Source organism: Citrobacter sp. RHBSTW-00671 (genome assembly GCF_014103415.1).
In the GTDB taxonomy this organism is placed as follows: domain Bacteria; phylum Pseudomonadota; class Gammaproteobacteria; order Enterobacterales; family Enterobacteriaceae; genus Citrobacter.
This window is the reverse complement of record NZ_JABXPR010000001.1, coordinates 3,972,683-3,996,613: the sequence shown is the minus strand read 5'-3', so window position 1 is coordinate 3,996,613 and position 23,931 is coordinate 3,972,683. Positions and strand designations below refer to the sequence as shown.

At 52.8% G+C, this 23,931-nt stretch carries 24 protein-coding genes; 3 read left to right on the top strand and 21 right to left on the bottom strand.

The genetic code is table 11. The features are described 5' to 3' along the window. Positions 1-107: 107 nt before the first annotated feature. On the top strand, positions 108-311 hold the full coding sequence (tatE, locus tag HV261_RS19150; protein WP_048212302.1) for a twin-arginine translocase subunit TatE: 204 nt from the start codon (positions 108-110) through the stop codon (positions 309-311). Between the two features lie 97 nt (positions 312-408). Here the strand turns inward: tatE and lipA are convergent, their stop codons facing one another. The 10 genes from lipA to HV261_RS19100 form a co-directional block, all read right to left on the bottom strand. Then, positions 409-1,374, bottom strand: a complete 966-nt coding sequence (lipA, locus tag HV261_RS19145; protein ID WP_003022702.1) for a lipoyl synthase — start codon at positions 1,372-1,374, stop codon at positions 409-411. 206 nt (positions 1,375-1,580) lie between these two features. After that, positions 1,581-2,222, bottom strand: coding sequence for a lipoyl(octanoyl) transferase LipB (gene lipB / locus HV261_RS19140; protein WP_202039157.1), 642 nt, complete (start codon positions 2,220-2,222; stop codon positions 1,581-1,583). Positions 2,223-2,335: 113 nt separating this feature from the next. After that, entirely contained in the window at positions 2,336-2,599 is a 264-nt protein-coding gene (gene ybeD, locus HV261_RS19135) for a DUF493 family protein YbeD (RefSeq protein WP_000850547.1), read from the bottom strand. Between the two features lie 106 nt (positions 2,600-2,705). Further along, the gene (gene dacA, locus HV261_RS19130) at positions 2,706-3,917 is read right to left on the bottom strand and encodes a D-alanyl-D-alanine carboxypeptidase DacA (protein ID WP_137384513.1); all 1,212 of its coding nucleotides are present in this window, start codon (positions 3,915-3,917) and stop codon (positions 2,706-2,708) included. A gap of 142 nt (positions 3,918-4,059) precedes the next feature. Then, complete coding sequence (rlpA, locus tag HV261_RS19125) at positions 4,060-5,160, bottom strand: endolytic peptidoglycan transglycosylase RlpA (RefSeq protein WP_202039156.1); 1,101 nt, start codon at positions 5,158-5,160, stop codon at positions 4,060-4,062. A gap of 10 nt (positions 5,161-5,170) precedes the next feature. Then, on the bottom strand, positions 5,171-6,283 hold the full coding sequence (gene mrdB / locus HV261_RS19120; protein WP_003022718.1) for a peptidoglycan glycosyltransferase MrdB: 1,113 nt from the start codon (positions 6,281-6,283) through the stop codon (positions 5,171-5,173). 2 nt (positions 6,284-6,285) lie between these two features. Beyond that, positions 6,286-8,187, bottom strand: coding sequence for a peptidoglycan DD-transpeptidase MrdA (gene mrdA, locus HV261_RS19115; protein WP_202039155.1), 1,902 nt, complete (start codon positions 8,185-8,187; stop codon positions 6,286-6,288). A gap of 30 nt (positions 8,188-8,217) precedes the next feature. After that, positions 8,218-8,685, bottom strand: a complete 468-nt coding sequence (rlmH, locus tag HV261_RS19110) for a 23S rRNA (pseudouridine(1915)-N(3))-methyltransferase RlmH (RefSeq protein ID WP_003022725.1) — start codon at positions 8,683-8,685, stop codon at positions 8,218-8,220. A gap of 3 nt (positions 8,686-8,688) precedes the next feature. Continuing rightward, positions 8,689-9,006, bottom strand: coding sequence for a ribosome silencing factor (gene rsfS, locus HV261_RS19105; protein WP_003022728.1), 318 nt, complete (start codon positions 9,004-9,006; stop codon positions 8,689-8,691). 254 nt (positions 9,007-9,260) lie between these two features. Continuing rightward, positions 9,261-9,872: an adenosylcobalamin/alpha-ribazole phosphatase gene (locus HV261_RS19100; RefSeq protein WP_202039154.1), complete on the bottom strand. Its 612-nt coding sequence runs from the start codon at positions 9,870-9,872 to the stop codon at positions 9,261-9,263. Between the two features lie 97 nt (positions 9,873-9,969). Between HV261_RS19100 and cobD the strand changes: the two genes are divergently transcribed. Then, on the top strand, positions 9,970-11,064 hold the full coding sequence (gene cobD, locus HV261_RS19095) for a threonine-phosphate decarboxylase CobD (protein WP_202039153.1): 1,095 nt from the start codon (positions 9,970-9,972) through the stop codon (positions 11,062-11,064). Here the strand turns inward: cobD and nadD are convergent. Genes nadD through leuS form a run of 4 tightly spaced genes read right to left on the bottom strand, consistent with a single transcriptional unit; the run spans position 11,039 to position 15,903 of the window. Next, complete coding sequence (nadD, locus tag HV261_RS19090; protein WP_086523834.1) at positions 11,039-11,680, bottom strand: nicotinate-nucleotide adenylyltransferase; 642 nt, start codon at positions 11,678-11,680, stop codon at positions 11,039-11,041. The two genes, cobD and nadD, sit on opposite strands and share 26 nt — an antisense overlap. Position 11,681: 1 nt before the next feature. Beyond that, positions 11,682-12,713, bottom strand: a complete 1,032-nt coding sequence (gene holA, locus HV261_RS19085) for a DNA polymerase III subunit delta (protein ID WP_202039152.1) — start codon at positions 12,711-12,713, stop codon at positions 11,682-11,684. After that, positions 12,713-13,306, bottom strand: coding sequence for an LPS assembly lipoprotein LptE (gene lptE / locus HV261_RS19080; RefSeq protein ID WP_202039151.1), 594 nt, complete (start codon positions 13,304-13,306; stop codon positions 12,713-12,715). Before lptE ends, holA begins: the two co-directional genes overlap by 1 nt. 14 nt (positions 13,307-13,320) lie before the next feature. Next, entirely contained in the window at positions 13,321-15,903 is a 2,583-nt protein-coding gene (gene leuS / locus HV261_RS19075; RefSeq protein ID WP_202039150.1) for a leucine--tRNA ligase, read from the bottom strand. A gap of 235 nt (positions 15,904-16,138) precedes the next feature. Here leuS and HV261_RS19070 point away from each other — a divergent pair, with 235 nt between their 5' ends. Next, on the top strand, positions 16,139-16,621 hold the full coding sequence (locus HV261_RS19070) for a zinc ribbon-containing protein (protein WP_096757892.1): 483 nt from the start codon (positions 16,139-16,141) through the stop codon (positions 16,619-16,621). 106 nt (positions 16,622-16,727) lie between these two features. On the opposite strand, the gene rihA is transcribed toward HV261_RS19070, so the two are convergent. The 7 genes from rihA to corC form a co-directional block, all read right to left on the bottom strand. Further along, entirely contained in the window at positions 16,728-17,663 is a 936-nt protein-coding gene (rihA, locus tag HV261_RS19065) for a pyrimidine-specific ribonucleoside hydrolase RihA (protein ID WP_202039149.1), read from the bottom strand. Positions 17,664-17,779: 116 nt separating this feature from the next. Then, entirely contained in the window at positions 17,780-18,505 is a 726-nt protein-coding gene (gene gltL / locus HV261_RS19060) for a glutamate/aspartate ABC transporter ATP-binding protein GltL (RefSeq protein WP_042309800.1), read from the bottom strand. Further along, a complete protein-coding gene (gene gltK, locus HV261_RS19055) occupies positions 18,505-19,179 on the bottom strand; it encodes a glutamate/aspartate ABC transporter permease GltK (RefSeq protein ID WP_202039148.1) in 675 nt (224 codons plus the stop codon). The genes gltL and gltK overlap by 1 nt, the downstream gene beginning before the upstream one ends. Further along, positions 19,179-19,919, bottom strand: coding sequence for a glutamate/aspartate ABC transporter permease GltJ (gene gltJ / locus HV261_RS19050; protein ID WP_137384502.1), 741 nt, complete (start codon positions 19,917-19,919; stop codon positions 19,179-19,181). Before gltJ ends, gltK begins: the two co-directional genes overlap by 1 nt. 162 nt (positions 19,920-20,081) lie before the next feature. Further along, on the bottom strand, positions 20,082-20,990 hold the full coding sequence (locus tag HV261_RS19045) for an amino acid ABC transporter substrate-binding protein (protein WP_202039147.1): 909 nt from the start codon (positions 20,988-20,990) through the stop codon (positions 20,082-20,084). Between the two features lie 389 nt (positions 20,991-21,379). Further along, positions 21,380-22,918 carry an apolipoprotein N-acyltransferase gene (gene lnt, locus HV261_RS19040; RefSeq protein ID WP_202039146.1) on the bottom strand — a complete coding sequence of 513 codons (1,539 nt, stop codon included), beginning with the start codon at positions 22,916-22,918 and terminating at the stop codon, positions 21,380-21,382. Positions 22,919-22,942: 24 nt separating this feature from the next. Then, complete coding sequence (gene corC, locus HV261_RS19035; RefSeq protein WP_006685515.1) at positions 22,943-23,821, bottom strand: CNNM family magnesium/cobalt transport protein CorC; 879 nt, start codon at positions 23,819-23,821, stop codon at positions 22,943-22,945. Between the last annotated feature and the right edge of the window lie 110 nt (positions 23,822-23,931).

Here is a 23,931-nt window from a genome sequence, read left to right as displayed (position 1 = left end):
ATTCACCTTGTTACAGATTGCTATTGTGTGCGCGCGTCGAAAGGCCGTTAATATTCTCAGGTTAATATGGCGCTTTATGCAGCCTGGTTTAAGTTAAGAAGGTATCTATGGGTGAGATTAGTATTACCAAACTGCTGGTGGTTGCCGCACTGGTCGTTCTGCTGTTTGGTACCAAGAAGTTACGTACGCTGGGTGGAGACCTGGGAACGGCAATTAAAGGCTTCAAGAAAGCGATGAACGATGATAATGCCGATGCTAAGAAAGATGCTGACGGTAGCGTTCAGACGGAGAAGCTTTCCCATAAAGAGTAATGTCAGGAGCACGATGCTCATACTGCATACTCTGCATGAAAAAAAACCGGCAATTGCCGGTTTTTTTATTGCTGAAATGTAAGTGAGTATTACACGATCACTTCACTTCCAGCCCTTTCGCCTGCATGTCCGCATGGTAAGAAGAACGAACAAATGGGCCGCAGGCTGCATGGGTAAAGCCCATTGCCATGGCTTCAGCCTTCATCTCATCAAACTCGTCCGGGCTTACATAGCGCTGAACCGGCAGGTGATGGCGGCTTGGCTGTAGATACTGACCCAGCGTCAGCATGGTCACGCCATGGCTGCGCAGATCGCGCATAACCTCAATGATTTCAGCATTGGTTTCACCCAGACCCACCATCAGACCGGATTTGGTTGGGATCTCAGGGTGCGCTTCCTTGAAACGTTCCAGAAGCTTCAGTGACCAGTTGTAATCAGCCCCAGGGCGTACGTTGCGATATATACGCGGAACGTTCTCGAGGTTATGGTTAAACACGTCTGGCGGGGTGGCCGTGAGGATATCCAGCGCACGATCCATACGACCACGGAAGTCAGGTACCAGCGTTTCGATTTTAATCGACGGGCTTTTCTCACGAATAGCGGTGATGCAGTCAGCAAAGTGCTGGGCGCCGCCATCGCGCAGATCGTCGCGGTCAACGGAGGTAATGACCACATAGCGCAGCGCCATGTCTGCAATCGTCTGAGCCAGTTTTAACGGCTCGTTAGCATCAGGAGCAACCGGACGGCCATGGGCAACGTCGCAGAATGGGCAACGGCGGGTACAGATTGCGCCGAGGATCATAAAGGTTGCAGTGCCGTGATTGAAACATTCAGCCAGGTTAGGGCAGGACGCTTCTTCGCAGACAGAGTGCAGGCCATTTTTGCGCATCGCTGCTTTGATACCCTGGATGCGAGTGGAGTCCGCTGGCAGTTTTATTTTCATCCATTCCGGTTTACGCAGCAGGGCTTCGCGCTCTGTTGCTACATTTTTTACCGGGATAAGAGCCATCTTATCGGCATCGCGGTATTTAACACCGCGTTCCATCACAATGGGTTTACTCATAGCTTGCGTGTTCCAGTTGCGAATTACGAAGGAAAGCGTTTCAATTCAAGGGAATGTTGCATTTATCAACTATTTTTGAATTAGTGATACGCAGTATATCATTGAAACGGGCCAGAAAGCAGCCTGACAGGCTGGCAAAATGTAAAATAGTTGTTGTTTTGTGCCATTTGCCACAACATATGCTGCGGCAAACGATAACCTGTTTTTCAGTCTGCGATGTACTCGTGGGGGGGATTGCCTAACAGCGCTAAAATGTTAGCCAGCAGACGAGGACGCACGCTCTCGGTTGTTGCCGTACTGTCCCACTGCGAGACTTTTGCCATTTCCATTCCGGCATAGCCACAGGGGTTGATGCGCAGGAAAGGTGACAGGTCCATATCTACGTTGAGCGCTAAGCCGTGAAACGAGCAGCCTCTCCGGATACGTAACCCTAACGAGCAGATTTTCTTTTCGCCGACATAGACCCCCGGCGCATCAGCACGCGGATGGGCATCAATACCTATCTCCGCAAGCGTATTCACCACGGTTTGTTCCAGCAGTGTGACCAGTTCACGCACGCCCAGTTTGCGGCGTTTGAGGTTCAACAGAACATACATAACCTGCTGACCGGGTCCGTGGTATGTCACCTGACCGCCCCGATCGCTCTGGATAACGGGAATATCACCGGGCATCAGTACGTGCTCTGCTTTACCGGCCTGACCCTGGGTAAAGACAGGATAATGCTCTACCAGCCAGATTTCATCATGACTGTTTTCATCACGGGTATCGGTGAATTCGTGCATGGCCTGAGAGACTGGCTCGTAGGGCTGAAGACCGAGCTGGCGGACCAGAATTTTATCCTGATACAAAACGGCATCTCCGTAGATACTCACACAGAGTAGAGAATGTTAAAGAGGGGAAAAGTATATCACAGGAGGGTGGGGTTACCCGAGCGGGGATGCAGCGGGTAACCGACAGGTTTTTACAGCACCATACGTACGATGTCGATATTACCTAATTCTTCGTACAGCGTTTCAACCTGCTCAATGTGTGTCGCATTAATAGTGATTGAGACCGAGTGGTAGTTGCCTTTGCTGCTCGGTTTTACCGTTGGGGAGTAATCACCTGGCGCATGGCGCTGTACCACTTCAACCACCTGATCAACCAGCTCAGGCAACGCCTGCCCCATTACTTTGTAAGTAAATGGAGTAGGGAATTCAAGCAGTTCGTTAAGTTTGGTTTTCATGTCAGCTCCGGCGTTACATCAAAAAATAATAACTCCCACAGAGCGTGGGAGTTATCTGGATACTTAGTATATGGGGACGTAAATCACACTTTCAAGTGTTCGATTTTTAGCCAAACCAGTGATGGAACATTAATTTAATGTAATCAATGATTTTACCAAAGAAGTTGCCTTCCGGGATTTCCTGCAGAACCACCAGCGGACGCTGCTCAATGGTTTTGCCATCAAGCTGGAAGTTGATGGTGCCGACAACCTGGTTTTTCTGCAGCGGAGCATGCAGTTCCGTGGTGTTCAGAACATAGCTGGCTTTCAGATCTTTCATGCGGCCGCGTGGAATCGTCAGGTAGACATCTTTATCGACACCTAATGATGCACGATCGGTATTACCAAACCAGGCGGGCTCTGAGGCAAACTCTTTGCCGACTTTCAGCGGATTCACGGTTTCAAAGAAACGGAAGCCCCAGGTCAGCAGCTTTTTACTTTCGGTTTCACGACCTTTATAGGTGCGACCGCCCATCACGGCGGAGATCAGACGCATCTGACCTTCGGTCGCGGAAGCCACAAGGTTATAACCCGCTTTGTCAGTATGGCCGGTTTTGATACCGTCAACATTCAGGCTGTTATCCCACAGCAGACCGTTACGGTTGAGCTGGCGGATACCGTTAAAGGTGAACTCTTTTTCTTTATAGATAGAGTACTCGTTAGGTACATCGCGGATCAGCGCCTGACCAATCAGCGCCATATCGCGAGCTGAGCTGTACTGGCCTTCTGCATCCAGGCCATGTACGGTCTGGAAGTGGGTGTTTTTCAGCCCCAGCGCATTAACATAGCTGTTCATCAGGCCGACGAAAGCGTCCTGACTTCCGGCAGAAAAGTCTGCCATTGCCACGCAAGCATCGTTACCGGATTGCAGGTTGATACCACGGATTAGCTGCGATACTGGCACCTGCATGCCCGGCTTGAGGAACATCAGGGATGAACCTTTAAAGACAGGGTTGCCCGTAGCCCAGGCGTCGTTGCCGACGGTGACCAAATCGGTTTCTTTGAATTTCCCGGCTTTCATTGCCTGTCCGATGACGTAGCTGGTCATCATTTTGGTCAGGCTGGCGGGATCGCGGCGAGAGTCCGCATTCTGTTCTGCCAGAACTTTGCCTGAATTGTAGTCAATCAGGATATACGACTCCGCATCGATCTGCGGAACACCCGGGATCATGGTTTTAATATTCAGGTCATCTGCATGGGCAGCAGAAAGAGAGGCTGCGCAGAGAGCCGCGGTGAGCGCCATGCGCTGCACGAAACGAGCGGAAAAAGTGGTCTTCATGGTCTGAACTACGACGTCCGTGGTGAAATTAAAAAAAGTGCCCTACTATAGCAAATGCATAACTCACAGGCATCTGACTTTCCGCGTGACTTTGTTAATGTCGTTTACAGAAATTGACAACTCAGATGCCTGGTTTACGTTATTACACGCCGGTGATGAAGGACTGTAATTGCGCCTCGGATTGCAGACGCTGTTGCAGTGTGGAGGCTTCAGCCTTGCTGGCGAATGGCCCCATCTGAATACGCCAAACGGCACCGTTTTGCACAACCCGGCCCGGAACGCCAAACTGCTGACTTAAACGCTTTTGATACTGCTGCGCGCGCGCCTGCTCGCTTACCGCACCAACCTGAACGACGTAACGGCCGTTGGCTGCGGCTGCCGGAGTGGCAACGGCGGCGGCGGGTGCTGCTGCGACAGTCGGTGTGGTGGCTGGCGCAGTCACAGGGGCGGCCGGTTGTGGCGCTGGCGTCGGTTCGCTACCTTCAAGCACGCCGGAAGCGAGCGTGGTCGGTGCCCCGAGGAAACCACCGCTGTTTACTGGTGCTCCGGTAGGGTCATCGCTTTTCAGTGTGGAATTGCTGATCGGGCGAATATCACCCTGCGGCTGACCCGCATCCGGTGTAGCAGGCATGCTGCCGCCACTTAAATCAGGGCGTGAGGGCAGGGCATAGGTTTGTTTGGCCACTGTTGTACAGGCCATACCTGGGCCGGACAGAGAGCCATCCTGTGCGACAATGATAGGATCAATACGCACTTTCGTGTTGTTAGAGGTATTCAGACGATCGGCTGCTGCTCGCGACAGCGAAACGACGCGATCGTTGCCATAGGGGCCACGATCGTTAATGCGTACGACGATCATTCGACCATTTGCCAGGTTAGTAATTCTGGCATAGCTTGGAATAGGCAGCGTTGGGTGCGCAGCGGTCAGCTGCATCGGGTCGAACGCTTCACCAGAGGCGGTTAAATTACTTCCCGGCTCCGCATCGTAAATGGAGGCCAGTCCAGCCTGGCTAAAGCGGGAGGGGTCCTGGACTATCTTGTAGCTCTTACCGTCACGCTGATAGTCCTGATTCGCCGTTGGGTTCAGGGGTTCAAAGCGCGGATCGGCTCCGCTGATTTCAACAATCGGACCATTACACACCGCAGGCTGCGGTGCGACGGCAGCCTGTTGCTGACCATCATCACTTGAACACGCCGCGAGCATTCCTGCTGCGATGCAGATTCCAATCCACTGCTTACGCATTGCGTACCCCTTACACGCTTTTCGACAACATTTTTCTATGGGTGTGGATCGACATGACAATCCCGAACCCGGCCATCAGCACGATCAGTGCAGAGCCTCCGTAACTGACCAGTGGGAGTGGAACCCCAACCACAGGCAGAATACCGCTCACCATACCAATATTTACGAAGACATAAACGAATAATATCAACATTAAACCACCGGCCATGACGCGACCAAAGGTTGTTTGTGCGTGGGCGGCGATCCACAATCCACGCATAATCAGCAAAATGTACAGAGCAAGCAGGATTAAAATCCCGACCAGACCCAGCTCTTCCGCCAGTACTGCAAAGATAAAGTCAGTATGACGTTCGGGCAAAAACTCCAACTGCGACTGCGTACCATGCAACCAGCCTTTACCGCGTAGCCCACCTGAACCAATAGCAATTTTAGACTGAATAATGTGATAGCCCGCGCCCAGCGGATCGGTTTCCGGGTCGAGAAGCATCATCACGCGTTGCCGCTGGTAATCATGCATCAGGAAAAACCACAGTATTGGAATAAATGCGGCCACCAGAACCACAGCAACGCCGATGAGACGCCAGCTCAACCCGGAGAGGAACAGGACAAACAGGCCGGAAAGTGCAACCAGGATTGAGGTTCCAAGGTCAGGCTGCGCGGCAACCAGCAGCGTGGGCATAAAAATGAGCACCAGCGCGATAGCCGTATTCTTCAGCGACGGTGGGCAGACATCGCGGTTGATAAAGCGCGCCACCATCAGCGGGACGGCTATCTTGGCAATTTCCGAGGGCTGAAAACGCACGATGCCCAAATCCAGCCAACGTTGTGCGCCTTTGGAAATGGCGCCGAAGGCATCAACAGCAACCAACAAGATGATACAGAAGATATAGAGGTACGGCGCCCAACCTTCATAGACTCTGGGGGGAATTTGCGCCATCACGACCATGATGACCAGCCCCATAGCGATCTGGCCGACCTTGCGTTCCATCATGCCAATATCCTGGCCGCTGGCGCTCCAGATGACCAGCGAGCTGTATACCAGCAGAGCCAGCAAGATAAGCAACATTGTGGGATCGATATGAATTTTGTCCCAGAATGTCTTTTTGTTCGGATTATCCGTCACGATTATTGGTCCTCACCTGCTGCAACCGCCGGGTTTTCAGCAGGCAGATTGGTGTTGTTGTCGCCCAACATAATGTGGTCAAGGATCTGGCGCATGAGTGTACCTACCGCCGGACCGGCCCCACCGTTTTCGAGGATCATCGCGACAGCGACCTCAGGTTTGTCATAGGGCGCGAATGCAGTCATCAGTTTGTGGTCGCGTAAACGTTCGGCGATCTTATGTGCGTTATAGGTTTCATTGGCTTTCAGGCCAAATACCTGCGCGGTGCCGGATTTCGCCGCAATTTTGTAGGGTGCGCCAGCAAAATACTTGTGCGCAGTCCCATTAGGGCGATTCGCTACACCGTACATACCGTCTTTGGCGATTTCCCAGTAGCCAGAATGAATGTCACCGACAGGAGGCTCATGTGGCTGTATCCACGGCACCTGCTTGCCGTTTTCCGCTGTGCTCATCAGCAGATGCGGGACTTTCACCATGCCGTCGTTGATGAGGATCATCAGCGCTTTACTCATCTGGATAGGTGTTGCTGTCCAGTAGCCCTGACCGATACCGACAGGGATTGTATCACCCTGGTACCAGGGCTTTTTAAACCGTTTTTGCTTCCACTCGCGGGTTGGCATGTTTCCGGCGCGCTCTTCAGCGAGATCGATGCCGGTATAATGGCCGTAACCAAACTTGCTCATCCACTCAGAAAGACGGTCAATCCCCATATCATAGGCGATTTGATAGAAAAACGTATCCGCGGACTCTTCCAGAGAACGGGTGATGTTCAGATGACCGTGACCCCATTTTTTCCAGTCACGGTAACGTTTCTCTGAACCGGGTAATTGCCACCAGCCCGGATCGAATAGCCCGGTATTGCGGGTAATCACGCCTGCGCTTAACGCAGAGACCGCAACATAAGGTTTAACCGTGGACGCCGGAGGGTAAACGCCCTGCGTGGCGCGGTTAACCAGTGGGGTGTTGGGGTCATTGAGCAACCCGGAATAATCTTTGCTGGAGATGCCGTCCACGAACAGGTTCGGATCGTAGCTCGGCATAGAGACCAGTGCCAGGACACCGCCGGTACGTGGGTCTGTGACCACGACGGCAGCACGGCTACCCGCCAGCAGCGTTTCAATGTATTGCTGGAGTTTTACATCAAGCGTCAGATAGATATCGTGCCCGGCCTGCGGGGCGACCTCTTTGAGCTGTCGAATGACGCGGCCACGGTTATTGACTTCAACCTCTTCATAACCGGTTTGGCCATGAAGTACGTCTTCGTAATAGCGCTCGATACCCAGCTTGCCGATGTCATGCGTGGCTGCGTAGTTGGCCAGCTTGCCGTCTTTATCCAGACGTTCAACATCTTTGTCGTTGATTTTCGATACGTAGCCAATCACGTGGGTCAGTGCGGAGCCGTACGGATAATAGCGGCGTTTATAGCCTTTGACCTCGACGCCGGGGAAACGGTACTGATTCACGGCAAAGCGTGCGACCTGAACTTCAGTCAGGTTGGTTTTTACCGGGATCGAGGTGAAGCGGTGCGAGCGGGCGCGCTCTTTTTTAAAGGCTGCGATGTCGTCATCGGTCAGATCCACGACGTTGCGTAGCGCGTCGAGGGTATCCTGAATATTGTCGACCTTCTCCGGCATCATCTCTATTTGATAAATAGTGCGGTTAAGGGCGAGAGGAATTCCGTTGCGGTCGTATATGATGCCGCGGCTGGGGGCGATAGGCACCAGTTTGATGCGGTTCTCGTTCGAACGGGTCTGATAGTCAGTAAAACGAACGATTTGCAGATTATAAAGATTGGCAATTAGCACGCCAGTGAGCAGCAAAATCCCCAAAAAAGCGACCAGCGCCCGGCGCACAAACAGCGCGGACTCAGCCGTATAGTCGCGAAAAGAATTCTGTAGTTTCATCCGCTGCTTAATCTACTCAAGAATCAATGATCACTCACGGTGATAAGGATGGTTGGTGGTAATGCTCCACGCCCTGTACAGACTCTCTGCGACCAGCACCCGAACAAGAGGGTGGGGAAGGGTTAATGCAGAGAGTGACCAGCTTTGTTCCGCTGCCGCTTTGCAGGCGGGGGACAGCCCTTCCGGTCCGCCAATCAACAGACTGACGTCACGACCATCCAGTTTCCAGCGTTCCAGCTCGGTCGCCAGCTGTGGCGTGTCCCAGGGTTTGCCTGGGATATCAAGGGTGACGATGCGGTTTTTGCCTGCGGCGGCCAGCATCTGTTCACCCTCTTTGTCGAGAATGCGTTTAATGTCCGCGTTCTTGCCGCGTTTTCCTGCCGGGATTTCAATCAGCTCAAAGGGCATGTCTTTTGGAAACCGGCGCAGGTACTCTGTAAAACCGGTTTGCACCCAGTCAGGCATCTTCGTACCCACGGCGACAAGTTGCAGCTTCACGCATTAACTCCAGAGTTTTTCCAGTTCATACAGGCGACGGCTCTCTTCCTGCATAACGTGGACAATCACATCGCCAAGATCGACGACGATCCAGTCAGCTACGTTCTCACCTTCTACGCCAAGCGGCAGCAGACCGGCGGTGCGAGATTCCTGAACAACGTGATCGGCGATAGACATGACATGGCGACTGGACGTGCCAGTGCAGATAATCATGCAATCGGTGATACTGGATTTGCCCTGAACATCTAAGGCGATGATGTCTTGACCTTTCAGGTCATCAATTTTGTCGATTACAAAATCCTGGAGTGCTTTACCCTGCAAGTGTTCCCCCTGGGTGAAAAGAGTTAAAAACGTCTGTTAGTATACCTGAACCAGAGGCGATATCGGGACAAATGTCTCCGAAAGCGCTTTTGAGGTGCGCTATCATCCCACCCCACGCAACAGAATGCATCGCCATTTTTGTAAAACAATTTCTGCAAAGCTCTGAAAGGCGGGAAAAGTCAGGTTGCGGAGAATAGCAGCCTGTCATAGGGTGTCAATGGGAGAGAGGCCCATCGGCAGAAAAAACAGTGCATTCACTCACCCTCGTGCCACACGGCGCGACTATTGAGAACTTTCAGAACTGCAAAGTCGTCACAAAAATCAATTGCACTCCAGCAACCCTGTTCGATGCGAAAGTGCCACATGGCGGCCGCGGGCATGGACAGCAGCCGGGCCACCAGCACGCTCAGCACACCCTGATGACTTACCACCAACAGATTTTGACTGTCTTTGTATTCAGCAAGCCGCGCAATGAAACGTTCAACACGCTGTGAAAATGCCTGGAATCCTTCGCCATTGGTTGGGGTTGCGTTCTGCCAGTCATTACACCATACGGCATAATTTTCAGCGTCTTCACGTGCAAGATCGCGATGATGGCGCATTTCCCAGTCGCCAAAGAACATCTCATTAAGTTCAGGCATGACACGCAAAGGAACCTCGCGTTCCGCCAGAATCAGTTGGGTTGTATGGCGGGCGCGTTCGAGTTCGCTGCACAGGACGTTGTCGAAAGGGACATTGCGTAGCAGCCCACTCAGTGATTGCGCCTGAGCAATCCCTCGTTCCGTTAGCGGTGTGGGGGCATGACCGCTGTATAATCCAGCGACATTGGCTTCGGTTTCTCCGTGACGTACTAACCAGAGTCTCATTTTTTCCTCTTGGGGCTATTCGCACAAAATATGATGCTTGCCCTGATTGCGCAGAGATTTTTTCAATAAAATACCCTTTTTTGACTGGAGCGGCACGATGTCTTTATTGAAGAGCGCGCACGGCGGTAATACCCGAGAAGCCGCCGCATTGTTGGGCATCCCGCCTGAGCAATTGCTGGATTTTAGCGCGAATATTAACCCGCTGGGTATGCCCGCAACCTTAAAATGCGCGCTTATCGACAATCTGGACAGGGCTGAACGCTACCCGGACGTTGACTACATCCAGTTGCATGCGGCGCTGGCACAGCATCATCAGGTACCTGTTTCGTGGATCCTCGCGGGGAATGGCGAAACAGAATCTATCTTCACCCTGGTTAATGGGCTCAAGCCGCGTCATGCGCTGATTGTCGCCCCCGGATTTGCTGAATACCGCCGGGCGCTGGAATGGGGCGAATGTGCGATCCATGAGTTTGCGCTGCGCGAGGAGGATGGCTGGCAGCTCACCGCCACGATCCTGGATGCGTTAACGCCGCAGCTGGACTGTCTTTTTCTCTGTACGCCCAACAACCCGACAGGGCTATTGCCCGATGAGCGTCTGCTTGCTGCGATAGCAACGCGCTGCGCTGAATTGGGGATTACCTTAATTCTGGATGAAGCCTTTATTGATTTTATTGCCGGGGAGGAGGGTTTTATTCCGCGGCTACAAGAGAATCCGCACATTTGGGTTCTTCGCTCGCTGACCAAGTTCTATGCGATACCGGGGTTGCGATTGGGTTATCTGGTCAATAGCGACGAACAGGCCGTGGCACGGATGCGCAGCCGACAAATGCCGTGGTCAATTAACGCATTTGCCGCGCTGGCGGGAGAGATGATTCTCAGCGATAGTGCCTATCAGCAGGCGACGTGGCAATGGCTGGCACAGGAAGGACGGCGATTTGATCAACAATTGCAAACGCTGCCCGGCCTGACAGCCTATCCCGGTCGGGCTAACTATCGGCTGTTACGCTGCGATCGACCGGATATCGATTTGCAAAAATCACTGCTGGAACAACATGTTTTGATCCGCAGTTGTGCCAATTACCCTGGGTTGGACGCGCGTTATTACCGGGTTGCTGTTCGTAGTCAGGAAGAAAATGACCGCCTGCTGGCGGCATTAACCAACACGCTTAGCGGTACAAACCCTGCTGGTTGATATAGTCGAGCACGGCGCGTGGTAGTAAGTCGTCGCACGGCTCGCCTTTTTCCAGGCGTTCGCGAATAAGCGTGGCGGAGATATTGAACCACGGCGTTTCGGCAAGGTAAATCTTGCCTGCCGGCAGGTTATGCAGATCGTCTGCCGTATGGGTCAGATGATTTTCCAGCCACTGCTGGTGCTGTTCCTGCGCCATCTCGAGGGGATAACCCGGTCGTCGACACACGATAAGGTGGGTGTTATCCAGAATCGTGTCGTAATCATGCCAGGAAGGAAAGGTCAGCAGTGAATCCTGGCCAATAATGAATGCCAGCGGTGCATCCGGGCCTTGTTCCACGCGCCACTCTTGCAGCGTTTGTGCGGTGTACGAGGCGGTATCGCGTTTTAGCTCGCGTTCATCCAGTGAAAACAAAGGTTTGTCGGCAATGGCCAGTTCAAGCATATGTTTACGCTGGGCGCTGGAGGCTTCCGGTTGCGCACGATGCGGTGGTACGTTATTGGGCATGACAATGACCCGAGACAGGCCAATCAGATTCGCCAGAATTTCAACGGGTTTCAGATGACCATAATGCACCGGATCAAAGGTGCCACCGAACAGAGCCTGCAATGATTTCATATCAACCATCAATAAAAACATCTGCCAGTGATTTATGGCAAAGCAACAGGGAAAGCCCCTCAAGCTCCGCCCACACTGACTGACCATAGTCTTGTTTAAGCGTAATTTCCGTACGTGTTAACAGCGTGACCGCCTGACGTAACTGCGTGGGGGTCAGTCGGTTTAACGCGTCTCCCATCATGCCACGGCGATTTTGCCATACCCGATGTTTGTCAAACAATGCCCGTAATGGGGTATGGGCCGACTGCCGTTTCAGGTTCACCAGCAGTAATAATTCCCGCTGCAGAGTACGTAACAAAATAACGGGTTCACTGCCTTCAAGACGAAGCTGTTGCAGAATATGCAGCGCGCGCTTGCTTTTGCCCATCAGCAGCGCATCCACCCAGTGGAAGGGGGTAAAGTGCGCGGCATCGTTAACGGCTTGTTCTACACGAGGCAGCGTTAATTTACCGTCAGGCCAAAGTAGCGACAACCGCTCCAGCGCCTGCGCTAACGCTAACAGATTGCCTTCGTAGCAATAGCATAAGAGCTGGTTGGCGGCGTCATCCAGCTGCAGATTATGGTGCTTCGCCCTTGCGGCTACCCAACGCGGAAGCTGTGCCTGTTCAGGTGTCTGGCAACTGACCATCACCGCGTTATTCGCCAGTCCGGTATACCATGCGGCGTTTTCCTGGGCTTTGGTCAGCTTGTTACCACGAACAATAAGCAGCAGATCGTCATGTAACAGCGTGACGAGCGAGGCAAGTTGTTCATTAATGGCAGCATTGGGGCCATTTTCTGGCAGCTGCAGGAGTAACGTTTGACGGCTGGCAAACAGGCTCATCGCCTGGCAAAGGGAAAAGATTGCGCCCCAGTCGGTGCTGGTATCGAGGGTGAATGTATGGTGTTCTTCGAACCCTTGCGCGGCGGCAGCCATACGGACGATGTCCTGGCTTTCCTGCAACAACAGGGGGTCATTGCCCAGTAATAAATACGCCGCGCGCAGCCCTTCATTGAGCTGTGCGCGGAGTTGTTCAGGGTACAACTTGAGCATCAGTTACCCAGCGTGGTGGAAACACGCGCCGGAGAGGAGGACGCTGGCGCTGCAGTTTTCACTGCAGGCCCGACGTCATCACTGGATGACTGAACATCAGCAATATGTACGCTTGGCAGTTTACGAATCAACTGCTCGGCCGCCTTGTCGTACATCTCTTTAACGATCATCTCCTGCTCGTTATCCTTCGCCAGTGCCGCTTGCGGGTTGTCGAAGAATGAACGATAGACTTTAGCGCTGATCGGGTAAATATCATGGCCCGGGATCAGGACTGAAGCACTAACGGACATCACCATCTGGTATTCAGCGGTTTGACCGTTCTGGAACACGGACGCGGTATCCTGCGAAATGCTGACTGCACCAAGGCGTAAGGACGGAACGTCTTTGCGCGTTGAGCTGTCTTCGAGCAGTGTAACGCCATTCAAACGCAGCTGATTACGCACCGCACGGCTTAACGGGCCGTTCGGATCACCCGTGACCAGAATCATGGTTTTCATCGTGGGGGGAACCTGCGTAGTACTACGCAGATGCCAGCCACACCCGGCGGTGACAAGCACCACCAGGGATAACAACAATGTTGTCAGATGTCGCACGCTTCCTCCCGCGCTTAGCCAACGACCAGATTGAGGAGTTTACCCGGTACATAAATCACTTTACGTACGGTAACGCCATCAAGATATTTTGCGACCAGATGCTCCTGGCCAGCACGTTCACGAACCTGCTCTTCAGTGGCGTTTACCGGAACGGTAATTTTACCACGGACTTTGCCGTTGACCTGCACCACGATCAGCGTGGAGTCTTCGACCATGGCGCTTTCTTCAGCAACAGGCCACGGCGCATTGTCGATATCGCCTTCGCCTTTCAGCGCTTGCCACAAGGTGAAGCAAACGTGTGGGGTGAACGGGTTAAGCATACGCACAACGGCCAGCAGCGCTTCCTGCATCAGGGCTCTGTCCTGTTCGTCTTCCTGCGGTGCTTTTGCCAGCTTGTTCATCAGTTCCATAATCGCCGCAATCGCGGTGTTAAAGGTCTGACGACGACCGATATCATCAGTCACTTTCGCGATGGTTTTGTGTACGTCACGACGCAGCGCTTTTTGATCTTCGCTCAACGCATCAACGTTCAGTGCAGCCACATCACCTTGGGTGGTGTGTTCGTAAACCAGTTTCCAGACACGTTTCAGGAAGCGGTTTGCCCCTTCTACGCCGGATTCTTGCCATTCCAGAGTCATGTCAGCCGGAGAGGCGAACATCATGAACAGACGCACGGTATCCGCACCGTAACGTTCAACCATGACCTGCGGGTCGATACCGTTATTTTTCGACTTGGACATTTTGCTCATGCCGGTATACACCAGTTCATGACCTTGTGCGTCCCGGGCCTTAACGATACGGCCTTTTTCGTCACGCTCAACGATCGCATCAACTGGAGAAACCCAGTTACGCTCGCCGTTTGCGCCAACGTAGTAGAACGCATCTGCCAGCACCATACCCTGGCACAGCAGCTGTTTAGCCGGTTCGTCGGAGTTCACCATGCCCGCGTCGCGCATCAGTTTGTGGAAGAAGCGGAAGTAGAGCAGGTGCATGATGGCGTGTTCAATACCACCAATGTAGATATCAACCGGCAGCCAGTAGTTGGCGGCCTTAGAGTCCAACATACCTTCCTGATACTGTGGACAGGTATAGCGCGCGTAGTACCAGGAGGACTCCATAAAGGTATCGAAGGTGTCGGTTTCGCGCAGCGCAGGCATACCGTTAACGGTGGTTTTCGCCCACTCTGGATCGGCTTTGATCGGGCTGGTGATACCGTCCATGACGACATCTTCCGGCAGAATAACCGGCAGTTGGTCTTCTGGCGTTGGCAGTACGGTACCGTCTTCCAGCGTGACCATCGGGATTGGCGCACCCCAGTAACGCTGACGGGAAACGCCCCAGTCACGCAGACGGTAGTTCACTTTACGCTCACCCACGCCTTTCGCTACCAGCTTGTCGGCAATGGCGTTGAACGCGTCTTCGAAGGCCAGACCGTCAAACTCGCCGGAGTTAAACAGCACGCCTTTTTCGGTCAGTGCCTGTTCAGACAGATCCGGTTCTGTGCCTTCAGCGGTCAGAATTACCGGCTTGATGGCCAGGCCATACTTGGTCGCAAACTCGTAATCGCGCTGATCGTGACCCGGAACGGCCATCACTGCACCCGTACCGTATTCCATCAGGACAAAGTTTGCTGCCCAAACCGGGATCTCTTCGCCCGTCAGCGGGTGAACGGCTTTAAAGCCGGTATCGACGCCTTTCTTCTCCATGGTTGCCATTTCGGCTTCAGCAACCTTGGTGTTGCGGCATTCGTCAATGAAGGCGGCCAGTTCCGGGTTATTTGCAGCGGCTTTCTGCGCCAGCGGGTGACCTGCGGCAACGGCCAGATAGGTCGCACCCATAAAGGTGTCCGGACGAGTGGTGTAAACGGTCAGCGTGTTGTCGTAACCGTTCACATCGAAGGTGATTTCCACGCCTTCAGAACGGCCAATCCAGTTACGCTGCATTGTTTTAACGGTGTCAGGCCAGTGATCCAGGTTATCCAGGTCACGCAGCAGTTCGTCAGCGTAAGCGGTGATTTTGATGAACCACTGTGGGATCTCTTTACGCTCAACTTTGGTATCGCAACGCCAGCAGCAGCCGTCGATAACCTGTTCGTTCGCCAGTACGGTCTGGTCGTTCGGGCACCAGTTCACCGCAGAGGTTTTCTTGTATACCAGACCTTTTTTGTACAGCTCGGTGAAGAACTTTTGTTCCCAACGGTAGTATTCCGGGGTGCAGGTCGCCAGCTCACGGCTCCAGTCGTAACCAAAGCCCAGCATTTTGAGCTGGTTTTTCATGTAAGCGATGTTGTCGTACGTCCACGGTGCCGGCGCGGTGTTGTTTTTAACCGCTGCGCCTTCCGCAGGCAGACCGAACGCATCCCAGCCAATGGGCTGCAGTACGTTTTTGCCCAGCATGCGCTGGTAGCGGGCGATCACGTCACCGATGGTGTAGTTACGTACGTGGCCCATGTGTAGTCGACCAGAAGGATAGGGAAGCATAGACAGGCAGTAATACTTCTCTTTGCTCTCGTCTTCGGTAACTTCAAATGTGCGCTTCTCATCCCAGTGAAGCTGTACTTTGGATTCTATCTCTTCCGGGCGGTATTGCTCTTGCATGGCAGCCAGTGGTCCTGTTTTCAATACAGCTACAAACGTAGCTCTAGATGTGGTGTTTCAGATCCGCATAGCATAGCCCAAACGCCCGCGTCAAAACAGCCTTTCGCGCATTCAGCGTTGAATTCCCGCAAGGATAATTCTTGCACGAATTTACACACTCTGTGGACAGTCTTGCAAAGCGTAGCGTAAATAACGTCTATTATTATAGACAGTTAACGACCCAGGAGGCGAAGCGATGAACAAGGTTGCTCAATATTACCGTGAACTGGTGACGTCACTGAGTGAACGTCTGCGCAATGGTGAACGCGATATCGATGCGCTGGTGGACCAGGCACGTCAGCGAGTTATGCAGACCGGGGAGTTAACGCGAACCGAAGTCGAAGAACTTACCCGGGCCGTCAGACGCGATCTTGAAGAGTTTGCGCTCAGCTATGAAGAGAGTCTCGATGAGGAGACTGACAGCGTCTTTATGCGGGTCATCAAAGAGAGTATCTGGCAGGAGCTGGCGGATATTACCGATAAAACCCAGCTTGAATGGCGCGAAGTGTTTCAGGATCTAAGTCATCACGGGGTTTATCACAGCGGTGAGGTCGTCGGGCTGGGGAACCTGGTCTGTGAGAAATGCCACTTCCATTTAGCCGTTTACACGCCGGACGTGCTGCCGTTATGCCCGAAATGCGGTCACGATCAGTTCCAGCGTCGGCCATTTGAGCCGTGATGATTAGGCGCGTTAAACGTCATTTGTAGGCCTGATAAGATGCGACAGCATCGCCATCAGGCAATATGCCGGATGGTGGCGCAAGCGCCTTATCCGGCCTACAGTTTTACGCGTAATACCTTAACCGCTCCGCCAGCAGATTGACAAACCCCTGGCGATCAACGTCCACCATCACGGTGGCATTTGGCTTATTTCCGCTCAGGAAGTAATAGTCCACCACGGTCATTCCCTGGGTATATTTACCCTGCGTTTCCACGCCGACCCAGCGCTCAACGGTAGTAAACAGCTCAGGTTTCAGCAGCCAGGCAATGGTACATGGATCGTGCAGCGGTGCGCCGACAAATCCCCATTTCTCGTCTTTGTGATACTCGAAGAAAAAGTCCAGCAACTCAGCGACAATGGTGGAAATGGGATTCCCAATCGCACGGAACCGTTCCGTATCTTCACGGTGAATTTGTGCTTTATGTGTGACGTCAAGTCCCGCCATCACTACCGGAATTCCCGACTGGAACACGATTTCGGCCGCCTCAGGATCAACATAAATATTGAACTCTGCCGCGGGCGTCCAGTTCCCGAGACCCATTGCGCCACCCATGATAACGATTCGGGCGATCTTTGCGTGCAGTTCAGGATGACTGTTCAGCAGCAACGCCACGTTCGTTTGCGGCCCGGTGGAGACAATCGTTACCGGCTCATGACTCTCGCGTAGGGTTTTTGCCATCAATTCAACGGCAGTACAGGCCTGTGGAGCAAAAGCGGGCTCCGGTAGCGCAGGACCATCCAGACCGCTTTCACCGTGCACGTTGTCGGCGATAATCAGATTGCGCATCAATGGTTTTAGCGCTCCGCCAGCTACAGGAATATCGGTACGGTTAAGCAGCGTCAACATGCGCAACACGTTACGTAGCGTTTTATCGGGTGTCTGGTTACCGGCAGAAGAGGTTATCGCTTTCACGTCCAGCTCAGGTGAGGCGAGGGCGAGAACAATTGCGATAGCGTCGTCATGACCCGGATCGCAATCAAACAGAATGGGAAGTGCCATTGTTGCTCCTTGTTAGTGGGACTTTGTGACAAGGTTAACGCTGGGCTGTACATGATTCGAGGAGTGAAGGTATAAAGCGTGAGGTGGCGCGCACCTGAAGGTACGCGCCAGTATGATCAGTGCAATATTTTCGCGAGGAAGTCTTTGGCGCGGTCCGATTTTGGATTAGCGAAGAACTCCTCTTTCGGTGAGTCTTCAACAATTTTCCCTTCATCCATAAAGATCACCCGGTTCGCCACTTTCCGCGCAAAGCCCATTTCGTGGGTAACCACCATCATGGTCATCCCTTCATTAGCCAGCTCAACCATAACGTCCAGTACTTCGTTGATCATTTCTGGGTCCAGTGCGGACGTCGGCTCGTCAAACAGCATGGCGATAGGGTCCATACACAGCGCCCGGGCGATAGCGACACGTTGTTGCTGACCCCCTGAGAGTTGTGCCGGAAACTTCTCGGCATGCGCCGCCAGACCGACGCGTTCAAGCAGCTTTTGCGCTTTTGCCCGTGCAGGCGCTTTATCGCGTTTAAGCACTTTGACCTGGGCTAACGTCAGGTTCTCGATAATCGACAAATGGGGAAACAGCTCAAAGTGCTGGAACACCATGCCGACGCGGGAGCGCAGTTTGGCCAGATCGGTTTTCTTGTCATTTACGACGGTGCCGTCAACCGTGATGATGCCCTGCTGGACGGGTTCCAGGCCGTTTACCGTCTTGATAAGTGTGGATTTACCGGAGCCTGACGGGCCGCAGACCACCACCACTTCTCCTTTTTTCACTTCCGTAGAGCAGTCGGTCAGCACCTGAAAGTGACCATACCATTTAGAAACATTTTTCAGGGTAATCATTAAACTGTCCTTTTCTTCAAATAGCTGACCAACAACGATGCGCTCAGACTGAATACAAAATAAACGGCGCCAGCGAACAGGATCATTTCGACCTGTGTACCGTCACGCTCGCCAATAGTGGAGGCGGTGCGGAAGAAATCTGCCAGACTCAATACGTAGACCAGTGAGGTATCCTGGAACAGTACGATGCCCTGGGTCAGTAGCAGCGGAACCATGGCGCGGAATGCCTGTGGCAATATGATGAGTTTCATTGATTGCCAGTGCGTCATCCCTAGCGCCAGCGCAGCGCTGGACTGCCCGCGAGAGATACTCTGGATCCCGGCACGGATAATTTCCGAGTAGTAGGCCGCTTCGAACATCGAAAACGCGACCATTGCTGAGATCAGGCGAATATCGGTTTTCGGTGACAGCCCCAGCACGTTTTGCAGAAAACCGGGCACAATCAGGTAGAACCACAACAGCACCATGACCAGAGGGATGGAGCGGAATACGTTGACGTAGATCTTTGCAAACCAGGAAATCGGCGCAAAGCTCGACAGTCGCATGACTGCCAGGAGGGTTCCCCACACGATACCAATGATAACCGCGGTAACGGTGATTTTCAGCGTGATGAGCAGCCCATCCAACAAAAATGGCAGGGAAGGGACGATAGAACTCCAGTCAAATTCGTACATTATTTGCCTCCTAAATTGCCAGGCAGGCGGATTTTACGTTCGACGAAATTCATCACCAGCATAATAAAGGCGTTAATCAAGACGTAGGCAAGGGTGATAGCCGTAAACGATTCCCATGCGTGGGCAGAGTAATCCAGCAGTTTCCCCGCCTGTGCCGCCATATCGACCAGACCGATGGTTGAGGCGATGGCTGAGTTCTTCACCAGGTTCATCATCTCTGAGGTCATTGGCGGCACAATCACGCGGTAGGCGTTTGGCAGCAAAACATAGCGATAGGCCTGTGGCAGCGTTAGCCCCATCGCCAGTGCGGCGTTTTTCTGCCCGCGAGGCAGTGATTGAATCGCGGCACGAACCTGCTCACAAACGCGTGCGGCGGTAAACAGCCCCAGACAGATCATGGAGGAAAGGAAGAACTGGATGTTAGGGTCCAGTTCTGACTTAAACCACATGCCAATGTTTTCCGGCAGCAGTTCAGGCACGACCAGGTACCAGGTAAAGAATTGAACGATCAGCGGTACGTTACGAAAGAGCTCGACATACAGCGTGCCAATTCCGGAAAGGAAACGGTTCGGAACGGTACGTAAGATGCCGAATAACGAACCCACCAGGAAAGCGATAATCCAGGCGGTGATGGATAATGCGACAGTGACCTGGAAACCGCTCCAGAGCCAGCCAAGATAGGTGGTGTTGCCGAACGGGGCCTGTTGTAAAAAAATACCCCAGTTCCAGTCTATAGACATAAATCTACTCCAGAAAAAAAAGGGTAGCAGCGCTACCCTCGAAGATTGTTATTCAGCGTTTAGCGGTTTTCAGGCCTGATGGGGAACGACCATCAGGCTTATAGTCTGTCCGTGCCAAGTAACAATCGAGAGGGCAAGGTGAACTCGCCCCATTTATTTTAGTTAGTTAAGCGCTTTATCATTCGGTGACTTGAACAGAGCCTTCATTTCGTCTGACAGTTCGAAATTCATGTTCAGGTTCTTCGGCGGAATTGGGTTTTTAAACCACTTATCAAACCATTTTTCCGCCTCGCCTGAAGTCTGAGCCTGGGCAATGGTGTCATCCATCAGCTTTTTGAATTCAGCATCGTCTTTACGCAGCATACAGCCGTAAGCTTCCTGAGACTGCGGCTTGCCGACGATCTCCCAGTTGTCCGGTTTCTTCGCTTTCGCGCGCTCGCCGGCCAGCAGGGCGTCATCCATCATAAAGGCAACGGCGCGACCACTTTCCAGAGTACGGAAAGAGTCACCGTGGTCTTTCGCGCTGATGATGCGCATATCCATTTTTTGTTCTTCGTTCAGTTTGTGCAGCAGCACTTCTGAGGTGGTACCGGAAGTGACGACGACCGCTTTCCCTTTCAGGTCAGGGAAATCTTTGATATCGCCACCTTTTTTCGCCAGCAGACGGGTGCCGACAACGAAAATAGTGTCAGAGAAAGCCGCTTGCTTCTGGCGCTCAATGTTGTTGGTGGTGGAACCACACTCAAAGTCGAAGGTGCCATTTTGCAACAGCGGAATACGGTTCTGAGAGGTAATTGGGATCAGTTTCACCTGCAGGTCAGGCTTGTTCAGCTTTTTCTTCACAGCTTCAACAATTGCATTGGAGTAATCCTGTGAATAGCCGACCACTTTTTGCTGATTATCGTAGTAAGAAAACGGTACCGAGGATTCACGGTGTCCGACGACGATTACGCCATTTTTAGCGATCTTATCCAGCGTGCTGCCTGCCGCTGGTGCTGCGTCTTCTGCGTGCGCCAGACCAGCGGACATTCCCATAACCAGCATGGCTGTGGCGAGCTTACGTAATTGCATATCCAACTCCTTTATCGTCTGCGCCGGTGACGCATTGATACCCATTGTGATGTTGTCATTGTTTGCTACTTAAACGTGCAGTCTTGTATATGTTTGTTAACATTTAGTTTGGATGAATGTAAAGAATTTGCTGTGTTATTGTTTATTTTTGCGAAGTGCGCCGCACCATTTGGGGGCAAAAATATCTTGTTGCACTTTTCAGGTGCTACCTGTGCTCAATGCTGGTGCGACCAGGTTGCACATTCAGCCAAAACAGTGTTTGCCTTGTATAACAAAGCAATAGACGTGCCAGAATGGGAGAGGGGAGTAGGCCGGATAAGCATAGCGCCATCCGGCGGAGGAGGCATGATGGCCGGGTGGCGGCGTACCGCCTTATCCGGCCTGCGAATTTAACGGCGGCGCTGGCGCAGGCTCATTACCACCGCACCGAAACCAAACAGTGCGGTAAGCAGCCACAGCGGCCAGTTACCGGTACGGGCATAAGGGGTTAAGCCCGTGGTCGGGGTAACGCTGGTGGTCAATACCTGACGGGTAAACTGCGGGATCATCGCCTGAATCTCTCCGCGTGGACCGATCACGGCGGTAATGCCGTTGTTAGTGCTACGCAACAGCGGACGCGCCAGCTCCAGTGACCGCATGCGTGCCATCTGGAAGTGCTGCCACGGACCAATGGATTTACCAAACCAGGCATCGTTTGAGATAGTCAGCAGATAGTCCGTATCCGGGCGGAAGTTATCGCGTACCTGTTCGCCAAGAATAATTTCGTAGCAGATTGCCGCTGTCAGTTTGAAACCATGCGCATGGAGCTGCGGCTGGACATATGGTCCACGGCTGAATGATGACATCGGCAGATCAAAAAACGGTGCTAACGGGCGCAGAATCGATTCCAGCGGAACAAACTCACCAAATGGGACGAGGTGATTTTTGTTATAGCGATTGGTCGAGTCATAACTGTACGGACTGTCTTTACCCAGCGTAATGATGGTGTTGTAGGTATCGTAACGGTTCTGCTTGTTGAGGCGAGCGTCGACAATACCGGTGATCAGCGTGCTGTTTTTGGATTTCAGCAGGTCATCCATCATGCCCAGGAAACGCTGCTGATTAATTTCCAGATCCGGGATTGCAGACTCCGGCCAGATAATCAGCTGCGATTTACCCATCTCTTGCTCGGTAGCATCAAGGTAAATCTTCAGCGTGTTAAGTAGCTGGCCCTCATCCCACTTCAGTGACTGTGGAATGTCGCCTTGCACCATCGATACCTGCGTGGTTTTTTCAGGTTCCAGCGTATACCACTGGATATAACGTAGCGGGAAGGGCAGTGCGAAAAGTATCACGGCCACGACCAGCGGACGCCAGTTACGGCTGACTATCGCCAGTACCAGCAGGCCGCTGACTATCATCAACAGGAAGTTGATTGCTTCTACGCCCATTACCGGTGCAAGCCCTTTTAGCGGGCCATCAATTTGGCTGTAGCCAAACTGCAACCATGGGAAGCCGGTCAGAACCCAGCCGCGCAGGAATTCAGTTATCTGCCAGATAACCGGCGCGGCAATCGCTACCCGAATCCAGCTGGTTTTCGGCCACAGACGCGACAGAATGCCAGCAAACAGACCGGTATAGAGCGACAGGTAGGCGGCAAGCAGAACCACGAGAAAAACGTTTACCGGCCCCGGCATGCCGCCAAACTGCGCGATGCTGACGTAGACCCAGTTGATGCCTGAACCAAACAGCCCCATTCCCCAGAAATAGCCAATGGCAGCAGACTGGAGAGGGCGGCGGTTGAGGGTGAGGGCCTGCAGACCCATCAGCGAAATAATCGCGGCGGGCCAGATGTCATACGGAGAAAACGCCAGCGTCCCGCAGGCACCGAATAATAACGCCAGCAGCAGGCGCATGCGCTGGCGTTCAATTAATGGGGCAAATGCCATGTAGTCTATGATCCAGTTTCGGGTTTATTCGTCCAGTTTGGGCTGGGGTGAGTCGTCCGGAATTCTGACATGAACCTGAATAATACGACGGCTGTCAGCCATCGCCACTTTGAACTGGTAACCATCAATGTCGATAGTCTCACCGCGAGCGGGTAAATGACCAAAGGCCTGCATAACCAGCCCGCCAATGGTATCAACTTCTTCGTCGCTAAAGTGGGTACCGAAGGCATCGTTGAAGTCTTCAATCGGCGCCAGCGCGCGAATAGTCCAGGTGTGACGGCTGAGCTGACGGAAGTCGATATCGTCTTCTTCGTCGTACTCATCTTCAATTTCACCGACGATCAGCTCAAGAATGTCTTCGATGGTCACCAGACCAGACACGCCGCCGAATTCGTCGATGACGATTGCCATATGGTAACGCTGGGAGCGGAACTCTTTCAGCATGCGATCAACACGCTTGCTCTCAGGGACAACAACCGCCTGGCGTAACACTTTCTCCATGCTGAACGCTTCGGCATCGCTGCGCATAAAGGGCAGCAGATCCTTGGCCATCAGAATCCCTTCAATGTGATCTTTGTCTTCGCTGATCACCGGAAAACGCGAGTGGGCAGACTCGATAATGACATCAAGGCATTCGTCCAGAGTCTGGTTGCGTTTCAGGGTAATCATCTGAGAGCGGGGGATCATGATGTCGCGAACGCGCTGGTCCGCAATGTCCATCACCCCTTCGAGCATATCGCGCGTATCTTCATCGATAAGGTCGTTCTGCCCGGAATCACGGATCAGCTCCAACAGTTCGTCACGGTTTTTCGGTTCACCGTGGAAAAGTTGGCTCAGTAACAGGGAAAAAAATCCCTTTTTGCTGGTTAACGTGTCACTACTGTGTGAATTGTCGTCGCTCATGGCGTCGTATGGGTTCTCATGTTAGTTAATGGGGCGCTCGTCATGCGTATACTCAGCTGTGACGGCATGTTTTGCCTGATGGCGCTACGCTTATCAGGCTACAAGACTTC